We start from the raw sequence: 16,893 nt of genomic DNA on the forward strand, positions 1-16,893 counted from the left end.
GCGAATTAACCAGAAGTTCCCGCCGGTGGAACCGGCGGGAACTTCTGCGATCATCACTCGCACCCTCGCTGAGGTTGTTTCTACGATATTGACAATGCCTATGGCCACGCTGAGCGCAGGCTCCACGGCGGCAGGGCATCTGGCGAACGGGGCGATCCAGCTGCTGGACCAGCTGGGCTTCCAAGGTTGCAGCCGAAACGCGAATACCGGCGGATGGCCAGCTCGCCGCTATCCTGATGCAGCTGGTCAGACGCAAAACACCCATTCCCGGGCCTTTCGGCACGGTTTCGGGATTTGCCAGCAGGTGCACTGGTACTCTCGACGCTGGATGCTAGTGAAGCATTCCCCGTGAAGAATCCGCATGCACATGCAGTGAAAGGCCCCATGGCAGCCAGCGAATCCAGCGTCAACTCCCGCGCCCGCGCTGCAGTCGCGGCCCTGTTCCTCACAAACGGAGCACTCTTTGCCAATATGGCGCCGCGCCTTCCCGAGCTGAAGCGGGAACTGGAATTGGACACCGCCGGCTACGGCTTGCTGGTCACCGCATGGCCTGTTGGGGCAATCCTTGCAGGGTTAGCTGCAGGTGCGCTGGTGCGCCGTTTTGGTTCCGCGCAGGTTGCCGTCGTGGGCACGATAGTTACCGGTGCTGCCTTGCTGGCCGCCGGCAGCGCGCCGGGCGTGGTCTTGGTCGTGCTGGCTTTTGCCCTGGGCGGCGCCATGGATTCGATTACGGATGTCGGGCAGAACGCGCACGGGCTGGTGGTGCAACGGCGCTATGGGCGTTCGATACTGAATTCCTTCCACGCATTGTGGTCTGTCGGAGCGGTGATCGGCGGTTTGATGGCCGCCGGAGCGATCCAGATGAACTTGGCATTGCCAGTGCATTTGGGCATATCGATGGTGCTCTTCGCCGCGGTGGCACTGACTGCCCTGAAATTCTGCCTGCCTCGATCCGCCGAACTGGCGGTCATAGAACCTGTTGCACCACCTGCACCCGGAACCGCCCGGGCCGCGGCCCCAGCAGGATCCCGCGGACGGCTGCTGCTGATGATGAGCGCCCTGGTCTTGATCTCCGTAGCCGGCGTGATGGTTGAAGACGCCGGGAATTCGTGGTCCACGCTGTATCTTGGCCAGCTGGGGGCGCCAGCGGCGCTGGCGGCCAGCGGGTTCATCGCTCTGGTCGGGGCCCAGTTCATTGGCCGAATTCTCGGCGATGGCATGGTTAACCGCTTTGGCCAACGCGGCATGGCCCAGTTCGGGGGAGCGCTGATAGCAATCGGTATGGGTCTGGCGTTGTTCTTCCCCACGGTTCCAGGCACGCTGCTGGGATTTGCCGCGGCTGGATTCGGCTCGGCAACCCTGGTCCCGGCGGTGATGGACCAGGCCGACAAGCTGCCCGGCCTGCCTCCGGGAACTGGGCTGAGCATCGTCTCCTGGCTCATGCGATTGGGCTTCTTGTTCTCCCCGCCGCAAGTGGGTTTCCTTGCCGAGAACTTCGGGTTGCGCATGGCCCTGATGGTGTTCCCCATTGCTGGACTTGTGGTGCTTGCTTGCTCGCCAGTGCTGCGTGGAAAAAACCCGCGGAGCGATGGAACAGGGGAGCAAGGAAGCCGTAGCTAGTTTTCGCCCTGAAGCGTGATGGACTCGATGGCTTCTCCGTGCAGGTCTTCAATGACCAGATTAACTACCAGTTCCCTCCAGCTGATCAACGGGCTGATGGCACAGCGAACATAGTCAAGGACTTGCTGCTCGATAACCTGAACCGAACTATCCCCAGCCATGCTGACATGGCATTGCACCCTCCAGTTAAGGTGGGGAATCTGCGTGTCAGTCGCCTTGATCTCCGTGTAGTTCAATTGCGATGTCGGCGACTCGGAAAATGCCGCTCGAATCGCCTTGATTAATTCCAGGGACGATACGCGTTTGGCCAGTCCCGTGCCCGCATCTTGCACATCCCACATCCGCTGGAATGGCGAGTGCTCGGCTATTTTGCCCAATATTCGCTGCGAGAATGCTTCAGGCTGGTGCTCCGGGGTCGAGCTGTGCAGCAGTTGGGTGATGAATCCGTTCTGGTCCTTGAGCCGCTGCCGTTCGGCGTGGCACCACCGGCACTGCAATTCGTGCAGATCTGCAGGTTCATCCAGGTTCAGCAAAACGTCTTCGGTAGTACGTCCGCAGGGAAGGGTTTTCATGACACCGCCTCGCTGATTGCATTGCGTGCCCGTGCGAGTCGCCCTCGCACAGTTGATTCTGAAACGTTGGTCACCAGGGCCGCTTCCTTATAGCTCATGCCTTGGAGCGCGACCAGTACGAACGCCTGGCGAAGCGCCGAAGGCAATCCGTTGATGATCTGCCAGGCATCGGCAATCTCGCCGCGTTGCACGGCGACGTTTTCTGGCAATTCACGGTCAGGGACTGGGCTTTGCTCTAGCACTTCATCATCCACGGTTTGCTGGTCATTGGCACGCTGGCGGATGCGATCAAGACAAATATTTCGTGCCATGCGGTAGAGCCAAGTCTTGAACGCGGCACGTTCGCGCAGCGAGCCCAATGACTGCCACGCGCGGATCCAGGCATCCTGGGTGGCATCCTCCGCATCGTGCCAGCTGCTGAAAAAAGTCTTGCAGTATTGGCGCAGGCCGGGTGTCAGAGCGGTGACGAGTTCGCCGAAGGCCTCGGGGTCCCCCTCCATCGAACGACCAACAAGCACGGTCAACCGGGTCGGTTCCAAACACCCCTCCTTAAGTGATCTATATCACACTCATAATGTGTGAGGATTAATCTGTAGCTCTCGTCTGTATGAGTGTAAGGCACAGAAATATCCGTTCAATGAATGAGGAGACCATCATGGTGCAACGCGATTCACAAGGGCCAATCATCAAGCCAACCGGCGAAGAGCTGGAACGCCAGGCCAAGGCAAAGGCCGCAAATGACACGCCGGTCCACGAAGAGCTGCGCGGTCCGCTGCACACCGAACTGGGCAAGACGACCATCGAAGACCGTGTGGTCCAGAAGATTGCCAGCATCGCCACCCGCGAAGTTTCCGGCGTATACGCCATGGGCAACGCCGCCCGCCGGACCTTCAACTCGCTGGCCGAACGCATCCCCGGTGCCCAAGCCAACGCGGCCGGAGGCGTGAGCGTCGAAAAGGGCGAGCAGCAGACCGCCATCGACGTGTCGATCGTTGTTTCCTACGGGTTCTCGATCGTTGAGGTCTCCAACGAGATCCGTTCGAATATCATCGCCCAGGTTGAACGCGCCACCGGTCTGGAAGTCATCGAGGTAAACATTGAAGTCACCGACGTGCACCTGCCGGAAGACGATGACGATGACGCCGAGCCCCGCGATGGCCTGAAATAACTGTCCTCATCTAAGGAGCAGAACATGTTACACGTCAAGTGGGGTTTGGCCATCGGCTGCCTAGCCGGATTGCTGATTGCCTTCGGATCATTCACGCAGTTCGTGGTGGTGGCATTCTTTGCCATCATCGGCGCTGGAGTCGGATGGCTTTTGCAGGACAGGGTTGACCTCGGCCAAGTGTTCAGCAAACGTCGGCGGTGAAGCAGATGGCAGAGCTGTCCTCTAGCCGTGGAAGCACCACGGTGAACACGGCCGTCTATTCAAAAATCGCTGCCCAAGCAGCCTATAAGGTGCCAGTTGTCGGCTCTGCCGCGGGTGGGATCCTGGGGCTGGGCAAGTACAAGGATTTTGACAGCCGGCCCAAGGCCAAGGCCGAGGTGCTTGGAAGTGCAGTGGTGGTCGATTTGGACCTTGGATTGAGCTATCCGAGCAATGTCCAGCAAGCCTGCGAAGACGTGCGGAACATGGTTGCGGCTGATCTGCGCAAGTATCTGGGCGTTGAGCAGGTGCAAACCGATATACGGGTGAGCTGGATGTCAACGCCGGATGAAGGAACTAGCAACAGGAGGCTGCGATGAGCAGGTTCTGGCACGTTCGCAGTGCCCGCACCCTGGCCTTGATGATCAGCTTCATCGTCGTGTTGGCCACGAGCATTCTCCTGGCGCTATCCTGCCTGCTGCGTTTGACCAGCGGACAATGGCCCGGTTTTGCCCAGCAGGGCATTAACGCGGTCAGCAACTTGCGCTTCAATGACAACCTGGCAGTGATCGCCATGGTGGTTCTTGCGGTGCTCGGTCTGCTGCTGTTGCTCAGCGCGCTCATTCCAGGGCCCCGGCAGAGCATCCTGCTGACTACCGATGATCCTTCAGCGGGGTCGGAACAGGCAATCTCATGCCGTGGAATATCAACCTTGGTGGGGCATGAGGTCGAGCGAACCGATTCGGTGACCCGCGCAAGCGTGAAAACCAGCCCGGCCCTGGTCCAGGTTACCGTGCAGACTCCAGCCCACTCGGTTCAGCGCGTGCGGGAAAACGCGCAGGCGCGGGCGCAGCGCGTGATCGACGGGTTGCCATTGCAACGCGCTCCCAAGGTCAAGGTCTCAGTGCAACGCCGAGGGGGAAACTAGAAATGTTCAGAACGCATGTGGTGCGCCAACGACTTATTCTGGCGATCTTCGGTTTGGTCCTGCTGGCGGCCGGTGCCTCGGGCCTCGCAGCAGTCTGGTGGGGGCTTGGCCAAGGCGCTGGCCTCGGCCAAGCCCGGATTGCCAGCAGCCTGCCGATCGATCAGCAGTACCTGCTGCCACTGGGACTCGCGCTCGGAATTGCCGGCATCGTGCTCTCGCTGGCGGTGCTGATCACTGCCATTCCGCGCCGCCCATCGGCGCATGAATTCAGATACGAATCGAGCAGCGAAGGAGTCAGCGAGATCGAGACTTCGGTAATAGCCAAAGCCGCGGAAACGGCCGCTCGAACGCAACCGGAAATCGTGGATGCGAACGTTCGAATTGGCGGCAATGCAGCTGAACCCGTGCTTTATGCGCGATTCACCCTGCGCGCCGACGCTCCGGCGAATCGAGGGATCGAGCTGGTCAATGGCCGCGTGGTACCTGACCTTGAAATGGTGCTGGGGGTGCCTTTCTCCCGCAAGCACATCTCGTTCAGCTTCCAGAAGCCGGAAAAGCAGGATTCGAATAAGGCCGTGCTCATCTGAGCCGGCCCAGGAAAACAAGAAATAGCCATTAACGGCACGGGCATCGTGCCGCATCTCTTGGGGAAGTAGGAATGCATGGGAATAATCGGTTGGATCATCCTTGGCCTCGTTGCCGGTGCGATCGCGAAGGCAATCAAGCCCGGAAAGCAGGGAGGCGGCTGGCTTGCCACGCTACTGCTCGGCGTGGTCGGGGCGGTGCTGGGAGGCTGGATTGGCTCGGCAGTTTTCGGTGTCGGAGTGAGCGAGTTCTGGTCATTGTCCACCTGGCTGCTGGCCATCGGCGGCTCGCTGCTGGTCCTGGTCATTTGGGGTTTTGTCAGCAGCAAACGCGACTAGGGGCATCCGCTGAACTGCCTGCAGCCTGATGGCGCTGGCTAATGGGAACGGGCGGGATCCTTATGGATCCCGCCCGTTTCCTTCTGCCGCAACGCCTGCATGATGCCGGTGAGAACCTGCAGTGCCCAGGACAGCGCGGGGCCAGGTGCAGCGCGAATCATCCAGCTTGGCATGCAAGGCGCCCTCCGCTACGAAGGCCATCATCGACAAGACCAGGCAGATCCCAGTCGAGCGAACGTGGCGGCTAGGACCGCCTGGAAACCGTAGGGCCAGGACCGCCTGGAAACCGTAGGGCTAGGCTTGGGGAATGGAAGATGCGCTGAAAAAGATCAGCTGGCCGGTACGCACTGAACGCCTGTCCCTGCGTCGCGTGAATTCGGCTGATGTGGAAGACCTCTGGCGCTACCGGCAGCTTGCCGATGTCACCCAGTGGATTACCGCTGGCCCAGCAACCGTGGAAGAATTCCGTTCGCTGTTCTTCGCGAAGGACTATCCGCTGAGGAACCTGGCTGTGGAACTGGACACCGGGCAGGGGACCCAGCTGATTGGCACGGTCATGCTGGATATCGTGGATGGCTGGGGGCAAAGCGAAATTGAGCAGCACGCCAAGGGCGTTGAGGGCAACCTCGGCTGGAGCTTCGATCCCTCCTTCGGTGGCAAGGGCTACGCCACCGAAGCCGTTGCCGCTGCCATGGGCCTGTGCTTCGGCCCGCTTGGCCTGCGCAGGGTTACTGCCGAATGCTTTGCCGCCAATGAGCCATCATGGAGACTGATGGAGCGTTTGGGGATGCGCAGGGAATTCCATGGCCGCAAGGACAGCCTGCATCGCAGCGGTGAATGGATGGATTCCGTGGGCTACGCGCTGTTGGCTGAGGAATGGACGGCCCAGGCCTCCTGCTAAAGGATGAGGGATGGATCCTTGATCACCGGTGTGTTCTTTGAAAGGCTGGAAGGGAACAGCACCACCCCAACGAGCTAGGCGGTCCCATGGGCAAATCAACGCGCACCAGTGTTCTTTTGGCGCTGGCAACCGCCGCTATTCTGCTCATGGCGCTGTCGGAGGAACCTACCTGGGGGTTGCTCGTAGGCAGCTGGACCTTGATGCTTTGGGGTTGGACTGGTAGTCCGAAGCCCCAAGAAATCACCGTCGATGCACAGGGGCTCTCACCCCGGGATGTGAAGGAATACCGCCGTCAGCATCCGGGCGTGACGATGGTTGACGCGATCAATGCGCTGGGGAAGTCCAAGCAATAGCAAAAGCAGGGCCCGCAGTGCGGGTGAATGGATGCAGTTGAGCCCCATGAACTAGTTGTCGTTCATGGGGCTCAACTTTTGGTGTTCATGGCGTTGCCTAGTAGTAAACCGCCAGCGGGCCATTGGGGCCCGGGATGACCTTTACCGGGGTTTCGAAGACCTTGGTCAACACCTCATCGCACATGATTTCATCAGGGGTGCCGAACTCGACGACCTTGCCCTGCTTCATTGCGCAGATGTAGTCGGCGTAGTGGCCGGCGAAATTGATGTCGTGCAGCACGATCACGATGGTGCGGTTCAGCTCGCGGGCAGCGCGCTGCAGATGCTGCATCATCACTACCGAGTGCTTCATGTCCAGGTTGTTCAGCGGCTCATCGAGCAGCACCGTGTCGGTGTCCTGGGCCAGGACCATGGCCACGTAGGCGCGCTGGCGCTGGCCTCCGGAGAGCTCATCGAGGTAGCGGCGTTCCAATTCGCCCAGGTCCAGGAAGTCGATGGAGCGCGAGATGATCTCTTCATCGGCCTGGGTCAACCGGCCCTTGGAGTGCGGGTAGCGGCCGAAGCCCACCAGCTGGCGCACGGTCAGGCGGGTCACGAAGTGGTTTTCCTGGCGCAGGATCGAGACGATCTTGGCCAGATCCTTCGAGTTGGTCTTGGATACGTCGTAGCCGGAGACCTCGATGGAACCCTGGTCGATGCCCAGCAGGCGCCCGACCATGGTGAGCATGGTGGACTTGCCGGCGCCGTTCGGGCCTACCAGGGCGGTGATGCCGCCGGTGGGGATTTCCAAGCTGACCGGGCCGATGGAGACCGTGGAGCTGTACTTCTTGCTGACGGAATTGAGGGTAATCACAGCCGGCCCTTTCGCAGGATGAAGATCAGGAATGTAATGCCGCCGACGGCTTCGATGATGATGCCGACCACGCCTTCTGCGTAGAAGATGTTCTTCATGACGAAGTAGGCGCCGGCCAGGACCACGAAGCCGATGAGGAAGGACATCGGGTAGATGTAGCGGTGGTCGTAGGTGTCCGCCAGCTGGTAGGCCAAGGTGGCCACCAGGAAGCCGAGGAAGGTCAGCGGGCCCACCAGTGCGGTGGTGACCGCCATGAGAATCGATACGAAGAACAAGGTCTTCATGACCTCGCGGCGGTGGTTGATCCCCAGGTTGATGGTGGTTTCCTTGCCCAAGGCCAGGATGTTCATCTTCTTCGAGGACAGCACCAGGTAGCCGCCGGCAATGGCCACCAGCGGGATGGCCACCGGCATGTAGCTCATGTCGGCGTTGGCCATCGAGCCGAACAGGCGTGCGGTGAGGACATCGAATTCGCTCGGGGTCAGCAGGCGCTGCATGAAGGTCGAGATCGAGCCCAGCCCGGTGCCGATGATGATGCCCACCAGCAGCATGATCTGGATGTTGCCCAGCTTGCCCGAAAGCAGCCAGCCGTACAGCGCCACCGAGAGGCCCACCATGATCGCCACTTGCAGGACGAACTGGCTGACACCGGTGAAGAAGGTCACCCCGGCAACGCCCAGCACGAAGATCGCACCGGTCTGCACCACCCGGTACAAGGCTTCGAAGCCCATGATCGACGGGGTGATGATGCGGTTGTTGGTCACCGTTTGGAAAGCCACCGTGGCGATGGACTGGCAGGCGGCCACGATCACCATGGTCAGGATGTTGCTGGCGCGCAGCTTGGCGATGATCCAGAATCCGTCGGAGCCAAATGGCATGGGGTTATCCCAGGCGAGCAAGCCGATCCCGAAGAACAGGGCCAGCCCGATCATGATGGACAGGGTGATCCAGTAGCGCTTGCGGACCTTCTTGGTGGGCAACGGCCCGGCAGAACGGGCGGAGCGGTGGATGCCCAAAGCGGGGTGAGTCATGAGATTAGCCAACTTTACGCTGCCTCAGAAGCAGGAAGATGAAGACGGCCGCGCCGAGCACGCCCAGGATCAGCGAGACCGGAATCTCGAAAGGCATGATGATGGTGCGGCCGATCAGGTCGCACACCGTGGTGATCGCGATGCCCAGCAGGCAGACCCAGGGCAGGTTGCTGCGCAGGTCGTCACCGCGGACCATCGAGACGATATTCGGCACGATCAGGCCGAGGAATGGCAGGTTGCCGATGACCACGGTGACCACGCCGGTGGCGACCGCGATCAGCGCGGTGCCCAGCAGCATCACCTGGCGGTAATTCAGCCCGACGTTGGTGGCGATTTCCTCGCCGAGCCCTGCTACGGTGAAGCGGTCGGCCACGATGTAGATGGCAATGGCGACGATGGCCACGATCCACAGCACCTCGTACTGCCCGCGGATCACCGAGGTGAAGGAGCCGGCCAGCCAGATGCCCATGGACTGCAGCTTGTCGGTGGACAGCGCGAAGAAGGTGGAGAAGGCGCCGACCACGGAACCGAGCATGATGCCCACGATCGGCACGGTCAGCGAGGCCTTGAGCGAAATGCGCTGCAAGAACAGGAAGAAGATCATGGTGCCGATGAAGGCGAAGACAATCGCGACGCTCATCTTGGCCAGCAGCGACGCGCTGGGGAAAAGCACCAGCATGGTCAGTAGGCCCAGGCCCGCCCATTCGGTGGTGCCGGTGGTGGTCGGCTCCACGAAGCGGTTCTGGGTCAGCAGCTGCATCACCAATCCGCTCATGGCCATGGCCGCTCCGGCCAGTACCAGCGCAAGGGTGCGCGGAATGCGGGTGACGGCGAACATCATGGCGCCGTCGTCCATGCCGAAGATGTCGTAGACGCCGGTGAACAGGGAGAACGCCAGCAGCACCAGTACTGCGAGGATGCCCAATGCGAGTTTTCCGGAAAGGGCCTTGCTCTTGGTCCGGGCTGGGGAGGTCGTGCTTGTCATTATGCCGCCGTGGAAATAAGTGGTGGGAAAACAGCTCTAGTGGCGAAGCCGGAATACGGCTTCGCCACTAGCTGGCTGGGGTGTCCGGAATGCTACTTGGCAGCTTCCAGCGCGTCAGCGAAAGTATTCAGGAACTCGGTGTAGGTCTGGATGCTCTCGTTGGTGTAGGTGTCAGCAGGCATGACGACAACCTGGGATTCCTTCGAGGCGGTGACATTCTGCAGCGCCTCGGACTTCTCCAGCAGGTCCTTTGCCGGCTGGTAGTCCGCACCGTCGGCTTCAACCGCTGCGTCGCGGTCCATGACGATGATCCAGTCCGGGTTGGACTTGGCGATGGCTTCGACCGAAACGTCGTCGCCCTCGTGGTCGGTGGAGGATTCGTCGAGCTTCAGCGCCGGGGTCAGGCCCAGGAAGTCGAACATCGGGCCGACGGTGCGGCCGGTGGTAGGAGCCGAGTAGCCCAGCTCGCCGCCCGAGGCGATCAGGCCCATGACGGTCTGGTCCTTGTCGTAGGCATCGGTGACGCGCTTCTCGGCGGCTTCGAAGTCCTCAACGAGCTTCTTGGCCTCGGCCTGCTTGCCGAAGATCTCGCCCAGGGTGGTGACCTGGCGTTCCAGCTCAGCGTCAAATGGCTCGCCTTCGCGTGGGTCCAGCGAAATGATGGCGGCTTCCGGAGCCAGTTCCTTGAACTTCGCGGCGTGCTGGGTGTAGCGCTGGCCGTTGATGATCAGGTCAGGGTCGACGGTGACAACTGATTCCAGGTTCGGTTCCTTGTGGCTGCCCAAGTCCAGGACCTTCTCGTCCTTGGTGTAGGAGATGGTGTCCGGCATCAGCGAGACAGCGCCTGCGGTGAGCTTGATGCCCCAGGAATCCAAGGTCTCGAAGGTGCGGTTGTCGGTGGCAACGACAGACTTCGCGGGAACCTCGATCTTCTTCTCACCTTCATTGTCGGTGATGGTGACGGTCTTGGTGTCGCCAGCCTTGGCCTCAGCTGCCGTATCGGTAGCGGAACCGCAAGCGGTCAGGGACAGTGCGGCGATGCTCAGCAGTGCGGCAGCGCGAAGCTTCATGGAGGACATGTATTCCTTCTTCGGACAGCAACCGGCGTTGGTTGCGCTATTGAATGATCTGATAATTAGCTTAGCCTTATCTGAGCGAATTAAGCCAAACGGCTCTTATGTTAGCTAGGTCACCCAAATGCGCGAATTGAAGGCCGGAACCGTCCGCAAATGCGGCTCTTGATGAGGCTTGCCCCAGCTGACTGGGCTATTTCAGGGAGAAATAACGATCATCGGCCTTGTTTAATTAGTGTCCGAAGGCATGGAGGAAGCTGCGTCAGGCAGCGTAATGAATTGCACCTCCAGCTCATTGCATGAGCCGAGCCATGGCGCAGATGCTGCCATTGATGCCCGATTTGCGCGCCGGTATCAGGCTGCCGGGTAGGTGATCCGCGACTGCTGGTCGATCACCGCGCCCGGGCTCAGCTCGGCAGGTTTGGCCGGATGCCCATCGATGATGTGGAATACCTCGGCACCGCGGGCCAGCAGATGATCAGCAATGATCCTGCGATGGCAACGCCACCATACAGCTTCGGCGCACATGATCGCGGTCTTCTGGCCGGCGGCCCGCGCCTGCAGCCGCTGGAGCGCCTGCAGGAAATCCTCCCCGAGGGCATGGTCGGCGTAATTATGGAAGCTGCGGTTCGTCCACCATGCGTTGACTGCGAAATCGACGCTTCGGCTCACAGGACGCCTGCCGGCCAGCGCTTCCTCGCGGTGCAGGCTGATTCCCGCCGTGCTCAAGGAGGCTTCCAAGGCATCCGCATTGAACTGCGGGAATTTGCGGGAGCCGGCCAGTTTGCGGACATCCACAACATTCGTGATTCCGTACTGCGTTAGCAGTGCGAGGAAATCCTCGATGGATCGTGCCGAATGTCCAATGGTGAAAATTCCGGCGGGCAAAATGCTGGCTCCTTGGGTGGGGATGGGGCGGGGCTAATGCTGATCGTGCTTGGCGGAGCTGAGGACTAGTTGGAGCAGCTCTTCGACTTCGGCAGCACGGGACTGCCAGTAGCCGGTATCGAGCCCGAAGCCGAGCGTTGCTTCATCGGCGCGTTTCTTGAAATAGTCCCGGTGGTCCTCCAGCGCATTGGCCAGGTCCGCGAATTGGTCATTGCTCAGTTCCAAGTTCAAGGTTCTCTGCTTCATGAGCTTCATCCTGGGTCGAGTGCGAATTCTATGAACCCGAGCGTACGCCCATTGCCAGCCGAAATGACCGCTATCAAGCTGGCACTCAGAAAGTCGTCGCCGAAGCTCGCCGGGAATAGGGTCGTGGCAGGCCTTGTTGTGCCGAATACGAGCATCGATCAGAAGGAGCAGTTCATGGCTGAAGAAAATCGAGTAGTTCTCATTGGCGGACATGGGAAGGTTGCCCTGCTGGCAGCGCCCAAGCTGGTTGGGCGCGGCTACGCGGTCAACTCGCTGATCCGCAACCCGGAGCATGCAGCCGACATCAGCGCCACGGGCGCCACCCCAGTAGTCATCGACATCGAAAGCGCTGGCGTGGACCAGTTGGCCCAGGCCTTTTCCGGTGCCAGCGCCATCGTCTTCTCCGCAGGTGCCGGTGGCGGCAACGAGCATCGCACCCGCGCCGTGGACTATGACGCCGCGGTGCGTTCCATGCAGGCCGCCAAGCAGGCCGGCGTGGACCGCTTCGTGATGGTCTCCTACAGCCGCGCCCTGGTGGATGTGGGCAGCCTGGATCCGGCCAACTCGTTCTACACCTATGCCAAGGCCAAGCACGACGCCGACGCGTACTTGCGCGGCACGGAGCTGGACTACACGATCCTGGGCCCGGGGGCGCTGACCCTGGAACCGGCCAGCCAGCGCGTGGCGCTGGCTGACAAGGCGGGCAAGGTGGGCGGAGCGGACGTTGAAGGCGAGGCATCGCAGACCTCGCGCGAGAACGTCGCCGAAGTGATCACCCATGTGGTGGCCAATAATGCAGCACGCCGCTCCACCGTGAACTTCTACAACGGCAACATGCCGATCGTGGAAGCGATCGTCTAGTAAAGCGCAGCCGCAGCCCTGCCTCCGCAACGGGGGCAGGGCTGTTCTGCGTCTGCGGATGAAAGTTCCGCGGCTTCCACTGAGTGGATGCGGGGCCTTCTGCCTGCGGGCAAGCGGTGGGATCATGTGCCCATGACCAAACTAGAACCCGCTGCGAATCACTACGGGCGCGATGTCTCGAACAGGATCGGGAGCGCCGGACCTGCCCTGTTCGAGCAGTACCCGCTGCTGGACAAGCTGTGGGAGGACGCCAAGCAGCTTCTCGCGGTCCGGAGCAATGATGCGCACACCCTGTATTCGGTGTCCTTGGCCCAGCAGCTGCTGGGCCATCACCCGCAAGCCGATGCCAATATCGTGCTGCCGGCCATGCTGCTGCACGATATCGGCTGGTCTGCCGTGGATCCGGCCCTCGTGCTGGGCGCGATCGCACCGGGTGCGGGCAATGCCGAGCTGGTGCTGCAGCATGAAAAGGAAGGCGCCAAGCTGGCCAGGCGGCTGCTGGCGGGCCAGGGCGTGGCATCGGCGGATATCGAGCGCATCGTATTCATCATCGACGGCCACGACTCCCGCAAGGAATCCACCAGCATCGAGGATTCCTTGGTCAAGGACGCGGACAAGCTATGGAGGCTGACCGGCCATGGGCTGGATACCATCATGGACTGGTTCGGCCTGACCCGCAGCCAGGCTTTCACGCTGGTGGAATCGCGGGTTGCCGGACATCTCTTTACCGAGCAGGCCCGAAGCATGGCCAGCGGATTCATCGCGGTGGAGCGTGCCAACATGCTGCCGCAGCGGCTCTTGCTCGACGGCCGGTAGCTGCCACTTCCCCCGGCGGCCAGGCGCCCTGGACCGCCGGGGCCATGGCGCATCGGGCCAAGGGGACTAGTGTGGGCCTTGGCGGCACGTGCAACGAGGGGCATGAGCAGATTTCCTACAGGAGGCATCAATGGCCGGTGGCAGTTCGCAGCCAGGGCGCAGCGTCACATCGAAGATCCTGGCGATCCTGGCCGCATTCGAAACGACCAGGAGATCGCTGAGCCTGACCGAGATCTCCGTGGCGGCGGACCTGCCGCTATCCACCACCCACCGCCTGGTTGGCGAGCTTGTCGAGTCCGGGATGCTCAGCCGCTCGGCCAACGGCGGCATCCAGCTGGGCCTGCGGCTGTGGGCGATAGCCCAGAACACCGGCCGGCAACTTCGCGATACGGCCCGGCCCTATGTGCAGGACCTGTTCTCGTTGACCGGTGAGACCAGCCAGCTGGCCATCCGGGATGGGAACATGACGCTGTATATCGACCGCGTCTATGGCACCAAGCGCATTGCACGGGCCTCGCGCGTTGGCGGACGCCTGCCGCTGCACGCGACCGCCGTGGGCAAGGTCATCCTGGCATTCTCCGAACCCTGGGTTGCCGACGCGTACCTGGAACTGCCGCTGCAGAAGATGACCGCGCATACCCGCAGCTCCGCAAAGCAGCTGCGCGAGGAGCTGGGCCGGGTCCGTGAGAACGGCTATGCCACCACCAATGAGGAAGTCCGGCTGGGTACCTCGTCGATAGCGGTGCCGGTATTCCATACCGGCCGGTTGGGCTGCTCCATCGGGCTGGTCATTCCGACCTCCCACGCCGCGAACATGGACCGCTTCCTGCCGGTGCTCCATGGAACCTCCCAGCGCCTGGAAGCCGCGACCGTGCATATTCCGCTGGAAACATTGCTGGGCATCATATCCGGCCCCGACATGAATGTTCCCGAGGAAGACCTCTCGGAAGAAGGATAAGGGCCCGGAGAAAGACAGCTTCCACTGGATGGAAGACCAGTCTTTGCTTGGGGTGTGGCGTGGGTAACACTTGGGTTAGTGAATGCGGCACGGGAAACACCGTGCATCATCGATTTCCCAAGGAGCAGTTCCATGACGAGCACCCCAGCCATCTCGGGCGGATGCCCCATGGGCTTCGGCGCCGAAGCGCCGGCAGGCCATCACGGGTACGAGCCGTTTGCGATGGAGAATCCCTTCCCGTCCTACGCGAAGATGCGCAGCGAACAGCCGGTCATGTTCGACGAGCGAACCGGCCTGTACGTTCTGACCCGCTATGACGATGTGAAGGCCGTCTTCGAGGACTGGGAGACCTTCTCCTCGGAGAATGCGCAGGCCCCGGTCCGCAAGCGCGGCCCGCAGGCTGCCAGGATCATGGACGAGGGCGGATTCACCACCTACTCCGGACTCTCCGCCCGCCGCCCGCCGGAGCACACCCGCATCCGCGCGATTGCGCAAAAGGCGTTCACCCCCAGGCGCTTCAAGGCCCTGGAGCCAATGATCCGCCAGAACGTGCGCAGCGCCATCGAGCAAATGCTCGCCCGCGGCGAGGGCCACGCGGAAATCGTTACCGACCTGGCCTACTCGCTGCCGACCATCACCATCGTGACCCTGATCGGCGCAGATATCTCCAAGGTCGACACCTACAAGCGCTGGAGCGACTCCCGCGCGGCCATGACCTGGGGGGACTTGAGCGACGAGGAGCAGATCCCGCACGCCCACAACCTCGTCGAATACTGGGACGAATGCCAGAAGCTGGTCGCCGAAGCCCATGGAACCGGGCGCGACAGCCTCACCACCGATCTGGTCAAGGCGCAGCGCGAAGGCGCAGAGATTTCCGACCACGAAATCGCCTCGCTGCTCTACTCGCTGCTTTTCGCCGGCCATGAGACCACCACGACGCTGATCTCCAACTGCGTGCGCGTGCTGCTTGAGCACCACGACGCGTGGGAAGCGCTCGTCGCCGAACCGAAGCAGATCCCCAAGGCCATCGACGAGGTGCTGCGCTACTCCGGCTCCATTGTCGGCTGGCGCCGCAAGGCCCTGGCGGACACCGAAATCGCCGGCGTGCAGATCCCGCAGGGCGCAGAGATCCTGCTGCTGATGGGCTCGGCCAACCGCGACGAGGCCCGCTTCGAGAACGGCGAGGACTTCGATATCACCCGTGCCAACGCCCGCGACCACCTGTCCTTCGGTTTCGGCATCCACTACTGCCTGGGCAATATGCTCGCGAAGCTGCAGGCGAAGATCGCGCTGGAAGAACTGACCAGCGCACTGCCGCAGCTCGAACTGGTGGACGGGGATTCCATCACCTTCCGCAAGAACATTTCCTTCCGCGTCCCGGACTTCGTGAATGTCACGCTGAACGCGGATCCCGATTCGCTGAAAGAGGCCTAGAGATGAGCAGCAACGAATTCATTGAGTTCTTCGACGGCGGCAAGGCGCCGACCCTCGACTCCCTGGGCGGCAAGGGGGCTTCCCTGGTCACCATGACCGCCGCGGGCATGCCGGTGCCCCCGGGATTCGTGGTCAACACCCAGGCCTTCCGCACCTTCATGCACTCCGGGCTCTCCGAGGCGATTGCTCAGCAGCTCAAGGGCCTGGACCCGGAGGATGTCCAGGCGGCGGACGCCGCCAGCGCGGCCATCCGCGAAATCATCCTCTCCCGTCCGGTTCCCGCCGAGCTGGGCAACGCAACCAAGGAGGCCTACGCGCAGCTGCAGTCCCGCTTTGAAAGCGAAGTGCCGCTGGCGGTGCGTTCCTCGGCCACCGCGGAGGACCTGCCCGATGCTTCTTTCGCCGGACAGCAGGACACCTACCTCTGGCTGAACGGCTACCCCCAGGTCGCAGAGCACATCCGCGCATGCTTCGCGTCGCTGTACACCACCCGTGCGATCATCTACCGCATCAAGAACGAGATCCCCGATGAAGGATTGTGCATGGCGGTGGTCGTGCAGAAGATGGTCAATGCCAAGACCGCAGGCGTGGCCATGACCCTGGATCCGACCAACGGCGACCGCTCCAAGATCACCGTGGACGCATCCTGGGGAGTTGGCGAAATGGTCGTCTCGGGCACCGTCACCCCGGATAACATCCAGCTGGACAAGGTCACCTTGGCCGTGATCCATGAGCATGTCGGCGACAAGCATGCCGAGATGGTCCCCGATGCGGCCACCAACACCCTGGTGGAACGCGAAGTCGAGGAAGCACGACGCAACGTGCGTTGCCTCTCCGACAACGAGCTGGCCGCCGTGGCCCAGCTGGCCAAGCGCGCCGAGAAGCACTACAAGGCGCCGCAGGATATCGAATGGGCGATCGACGCGGATCTGCCCGACGGCGAAAACCTGCTGCTTTTGCAGTCCCGGCCGGAAACGGTCCACTCGGCCAAGGCCACCGAAGCCAAGCCCAAGAGCACCGGCTACTCATCCTCCCCGGGATTCGGCTCCATCACCGCATCGCTGACCAGGATCAGCGGCTAGCAC

Annotated in this window: 23 protein-coding genes; 14 read left to right on the forward strand and 9 right to left on the reverse strand. The window is 61.7% G+C overall.

Annotated elements, in window-relative coordinates; genetic code table 11:
- Positions 1-384: 384 nt before the first annotated feature.
- Positions 385-1,620, forward strand: a complete 1,236-nt coding sequence (locus ACIP6G_RS10745) for an MFS transporter (RefSeq protein WP_400289976.1) — start codon at positions 385-387, stop codon at positions 1,618-1,620.
- Here ACIP6G_RS10745 and ACIP6G_RS10750 read toward each other — a convergent pair.
- Both ACIP6G_RS10750 and ACIP6G_RS10755 read right to left on the reverse strand, forming a co-directional pair.
- A complete protein-coding gene (locus tag ACIP6G_RS10750) occupies positions 1,617-2,192 on the reverse strand; it encodes a hypothetical protein (protein WP_400289978.1) in 576 nt (191 codons plus the stop codon). The genes ACIP6G_RS10745 and ACIP6G_RS10750 overlap by 4 nt on opposite strands.
- Positions 2,189-2,731: an RNA polymerase sigma factor gene (locus ACIP6G_RS10755; protein WP_400289979.1), complete on the reverse strand. Its 543-nt coding sequence runs from the start codon at positions 2,729-2,731 to the stop codon at positions 2,189-2,191. Before ACIP6G_RS10755 ends, ACIP6G_RS10750 begins: the two co-directional genes overlap by 4 nt.
- A gap of 98 nt (positions 2,732-2,829) precedes the next feature.
- Here ACIP6G_RS10755 and ACIP6G_RS10760 point away from each other — a divergent pair, with 98 nt between their 5' ends.
- The 6 genes from ACIP6G_RS10760 (at position 2,830) to ACIP6G_RS10785 (ending at position 5,409) form a co-directional block, all read left to right on the forward strand.
- Positions 2,830-3,360 (forward strand): Asp23/Gls24 family envelope stress response protein, encoded by a 531-nt coding sequence (locus ACIP6G_RS10760; RefSeq protein ID WP_286134072.1) that lies wholly within the window; start codon positions 2,830-2,832, stop codon positions 3,358-3,360.
- A gap of 24 nt (positions 3,361-3,384) precedes the next feature.
- Positions 3,385-3,561, forward strand: a complete 177-nt coding sequence (locus tag ACIP6G_RS10765) for a hypothetical protein (RefSeq protein WP_181148776.1) — start codon at positions 3,385-3,387, stop codon at positions 3,559-3,561.
- 5 nt (positions 3,562-3,566) lie between these two features.
- A complete protein-coding gene (locus tag ACIP6G_RS10770) occupies positions 3,567-3,938 on the forward strand; it encodes an Asp23/Gls24 family envelope stress response protein (RefSeq protein WP_146112224.1) in 372 nt (123 codons plus the stop codon).
- Positions 3,935-4,486 carry a DUF6286 domain-containing protein gene (locus ACIP6G_RS10775; RefSeq protein WP_105656416.1) on the forward strand — a complete coding sequence of 184 codons (552 nt, stop codon included), beginning with the start codon at positions 3,935-3,937 and terminating at the stop codon, positions 4,484-4,486. Before ACIP6G_RS10770 ends, ACIP6G_RS10775 begins: the two co-directional genes overlap by 4 nt.
- 2 nt (positions 4,487-4,488) lie before the next feature.
- On the forward strand, positions 4,489-5,073 hold the full coding sequence (locus ACIP6G_RS10780; RefSeq protein ID WP_105656415.1) for a hypothetical protein: 585 nt from the start codon (positions 4,489-4,491) through the stop codon (positions 5,071-5,073).
- Between the two features lie 75 nt (positions 5,074-5,148).
- Positions 5,149-5,409, forward strand: a complete 261-nt coding sequence (locus ACIP6G_RS10785) for a GlsB/YeaQ/YmgE family stress response membrane protein (protein ID WP_105656414.1) — start codon at positions 5,149-5,151, stop codon at positions 5,407-5,409.
- A 38-nt stretch (positions 5,410-5,447) separates the two neighbouring features.
- On the opposite strand, the gene ACIP6G_RS10790 is transcribed toward ACIP6G_RS10785, so the two are convergent.
- The gene (locus tag ACIP6G_RS10790; protein WP_286134664.1) at positions 5,448-5,582 is read right to left on the reverse strand and encodes a hypothetical protein; all 135 of its coding nucleotides are present in this window, start codon (positions 5,580-5,582) and stop codon (positions 5,448-5,450) included.
- A 134-nt stretch (positions 5,583-5,716) separates the two neighbouring features.
- Here ACIP6G_RS10790 and ACIP6G_RS10795 point away from each other — a divergent pair, with 134 nt between their 5' ends.
- Together ACIP6G_RS10795 and ACIP6G_RS10800 are read left to right on the forward strand one after the other, a co-directional pair.
- A complete protein-coding gene (locus ACIP6G_RS10795) occupies positions 5,717-6,310 on the forward strand; it encodes a GNAT family N-acetyltransferase (RefSeq protein WP_105662314.1) in 594 nt (197 codons plus the stop codon).
- 86 nt (positions 6,311-6,396) lie between these two features.
- Positions 6,397-6,663 (forward strand): hypothetical protein, encoded by a 267-nt coding sequence (locus tag ACIP6G_RS10800; protein ID WP_105656412.1) that lies wholly within the window; start codon positions 6,397-6,399, stop codon positions 6,661-6,663.
- Positions 6,664-6,760: 97 nt separating this feature from the next.
- On the opposite strand, the gene ACIP6G_RS10805 is transcribed toward ACIP6G_RS10800, so the two are convergent.
- The 6 genes from ACIP6G_RS10805 to ACIP6G_RS10830 form a co-directional block, all read right to left on the reverse strand.
- Positions 6,761-7,516: an ABC transporter ATP-binding protein gene (locus ACIP6G_RS10805; protein WP_105662315.1), complete on the reverse strand. Its 756-nt coding sequence runs from the start codon at positions 7,514-7,516 to the stop codon at positions 6,761-6,763.
- On the reverse strand, positions 7,513-8,547 hold the full coding sequence (locus ACIP6G_RS10810; protein WP_400289983.1) for an iron chelate uptake ABC transporter family permease subunit: 1,035 nt from the start codon (positions 8,545-8,547) through the stop codon (positions 7,513-7,515). The genes ACIP6G_RS10805 and ACIP6G_RS10810 overlap by 4 nt, the downstream gene beginning before the upstream one ends.
- A 4-nt stretch (positions 8,548-8,551) precedes the next feature.
- A complete protein-coding gene (locus ACIP6G_RS10815) occupies positions 8,552-9,532 on the reverse strand; it encodes an ABC transporter permease (protein ID WP_400289985.1) in 981 nt (326 codons plus the stop codon).
- 92 nt (positions 9,533-9,624) lie between these two features.
- Positions 9,625-10,611, reverse strand: coding sequence for an ABC transporter substrate-binding protein (locus tag ACIP6G_RS10820; RefSeq protein ID WP_332594968.1), 987 nt, complete (start codon positions 10,609-10,611; stop codon positions 9,625-9,627).
- 348 nt (positions 10,612-10,959) lie between these two features.
- Complete coding sequence (locus ACIP6G_RS10825) at positions 10,960-11,493, reverse strand: DUF488 family protein (RefSeq protein WP_400289988.1); 534 nt, start codon at positions 11,491-11,493, stop codon at positions 10,960-10,962.
- Between the two features lie 33 nt (positions 11,494-11,526).
- Positions 11,527-11,739 (reverse strand): hypothetical protein, encoded by a 213-nt coding sequence (locus tag ACIP6G_RS10830; RefSeq protein WP_105656406.1) that lies wholly within the window; start codon positions 11,737-11,739, stop codon positions 11,527-11,529.
- Positions 11,740-11,913: 174 nt separating this feature from the next.
- Between ACIP6G_RS10830 and ACIP6G_RS10835 the strand changes: the two genes are divergently transcribed.
- The 5 genes from ACIP6G_RS10835 to ACIP6G_RS10855 all read left to right on the forward strand — a co-directional run bounded on the left by ACIP6G_RS10835 (position 11,914) and on the right by ACIP6G_RS10855 (position 16,890).
- Complete coding sequence (locus ACIP6G_RS10835; protein WP_400289990.1) at positions 11,914-12,600, forward strand: SDR family oxidoreductase; 687 nt, start codon at positions 11,914-11,916, stop codon at positions 12,598-12,600.
- 132 nt (positions 12,601-12,732) lie between these two features.
- Positions 12,733-13,416 (forward strand): HD domain-containing protein, encoded by a 684-nt coding sequence (locus tag ACIP6G_RS10840; protein ID WP_400289992.1) that lies wholly within the window; start codon positions 12,733-12,735, stop codon positions 13,414-13,416.
- Positions 13,417-13,546: 130 nt separating this feature from the next.
- Entirely contained in the window at positions 13,547-14,374 is an 828-nt protein-coding gene (locus tag ACIP6G_RS10845; protein WP_388024892.1) for an IclR family transcriptional regulator, read from the forward strand.
- Positions 14,375-14,506: 132 nt separating this feature from the next.
- Complete coding sequence (locus ACIP6G_RS10850) at positions 14,507-15,808, forward strand: cytochrome P450 (RefSeq protein WP_388024893.1); 1,302 nt, start codon at positions 14,507-14,509, stop codon at positions 15,806-15,808.
- 2 nt (positions 15,809-15,810) lie between these two features.
- On the forward strand, positions 15,811-16,890 hold the full coding sequence (locus ACIP6G_RS10855; protein WP_388024894.1) for a PEP/pyruvate-binding domain-containing protein: 1,080 nt from the start codon (positions 15,811-15,813) through the stop codon (positions 16,888-16,890).
- Positions 16,891-16,893 lie beyond the last annotated feature (3 nt).

It is taken from the genome of Glutamicibacter sp. NPDC088483 (genome assembly GCF_044753145.1).
In the GTDB taxonomy this organism is placed as follows: Bacteria; Actinomycetota; Actinomycetes; order Actinomycetales; family Micrococcaceae; genus Glutamicibacter.

What these genes read in the sequence shown, in the direction of transcription:
- ACIP6G_RS10745 (WP_400289976.1), top strand. Translation starts at nt 385, where the DNA reads ATGGCAGCCAGCGAATCCAGCGTCAACTCCCGCGCCCGCGCTGCAGTC.
- ACIP6G_RS10750 (WP_400289978.1), bottom strand. Translation starts at nt 2,192, where the DNA reads ATGAAAACCCTTCCCTGCGGACGTACTACCGAAGACGTTTTGCTGAAC.
- ACIP6G_RS10760 (WP_286134072.1), top strand. Translation starts at nt 2,830, where the DNA reads ATGAATGAGGAGACCATCATGGTGCAACGCGATTCACAAGGGCCAATC.
- ACIP6G_RS10765 (WP_181148776.1), top strand. Translation starts at nt 3,385, where the DNA reads ATGTTACACGTCAAGTGGGGTTTGGCCATCGGCTGCCTAGCCGGATTG.
- ACIP6G_RS10770 (WP_146112224.1), top strand. Translation starts at nt 3,567, where the DNA reads ATGGCAGAGCTGTCCTCTAGCCGTGGAAGCACCACGGTGAACACGGCC.
- ACIP6G_RS10775 (WP_105656416.1), top strand. Translation starts at nt 3,935, where the DNA reads ATGAGCAGGTTCTGGCACGTTCGCAGTGCCCGCACCCTGGCCTTGATG.
- ACIP6G_RS10780 (WP_105656415.1), top strand. Translation starts at nt 4,489, where the DNA reads ATGTTCAGAACGCATGTGGTGCGCCAACGACTTATTCTGGCGATCTTC.
- ACIP6G_RS10785 (WP_105656414.1), top strand. Translation starts at nt 5,149, where the DNA reads ATGGGAATAATCGGTTGGATCATCCTTGGCCTCGTTGCCGGTGCGATC.
- ACIP6G_RS10790 (WP_286134664.1), bottom strand. Translation starts at nt 5,582, where the DNA reads ATGCCAAGCTGGATGATTCGCGCTGCACCTGGCCCCGCGCTGTCCTGG.
- ACIP6G_RS10795 (WP_105662314.1), top strand. Translation starts at nt 5,717, where the DNA reads ATGGAAGATGCGCTGAAAAAGATCAGCTGGCCGGTACGCACTGAACGC.
- ACIP6G_RS10800 (WP_105656412.1), top strand. Translation starts at nt 6,397, where the DNA reads ATGGGCAAATCAACGCGCACCAGTGTTCTTTTGGCGCTGGCAACCGCC.
- ACIP6G_RS10810 (WP_400289983.1), bottom strand. Translation starts at nt 8,547, where the DNA reads ATGACTCACCCCGCTTTGGGCATCCACCGCTCCGCCCGTTCTGCCGGG.
- ACIP6G_RS10815 (WP_400289985.1), bottom strand. Translation starts at nt 9,532, where the DNA reads ATGACAAGCACGACCTCCCCAGCCCGGACCAAGAGCAAGGCCCTTTCC.
- ACIP6G_RS10820 (WP_332594968.1), bottom strand. Translation starts at nt 10,611, where the DNA reads ATGTCCTCCATGAAGCTTCGCGCTGCCGCACTGCTGAGCATCGCCGCA.
- ACIP6G_RS10830 (WP_105656406.1), bottom strand. Translation starts at nt 11,739, where the DNA reads ATGAAGCAGAGAACCTTGAACTTGGAACTGAGCAATGACCAATTCGCG.
- ACIP6G_RS10835 (WP_400289990.1), top strand. Translation starts at nt 11,914, where the DNA reads ATGGCTGAAGAAAATCGAGTAGTTCTCATTGGCGGACATGGGAAGGTT.
- ACIP6G_RS10840 (WP_400289992.1), top strand. Translation starts at nt 12,733, where the DNA reads ATGACCAAACTAGAACCCGCTGCGAATCACTACGGGCGCGATGTCTCG.
- ACIP6G_RS10845 (WP_388024892.1), top strand. Translation starts at nt 13,547, where the DNA reads ATGGCCGGTGGCAGTTCGCAGCCAGGGCGCAGCGTCACATCGAAGATC.
- ACIP6G_RS10850 (WP_388024893.1), top strand. Translation starts at nt 14,507, where the DNA reads ATGACGAGCACCCCAGCCATCTCGGGCGGATGCCCCATGGGCTTCGGC.
- ACIP6G_RS10855 (WP_388024894.1), top strand. Translation starts at nt 15,811, where the DNA reads ATGAGCAGCAACGAATTCATTGAGTTCTTCGACGGCGGCAAGGCGCCG.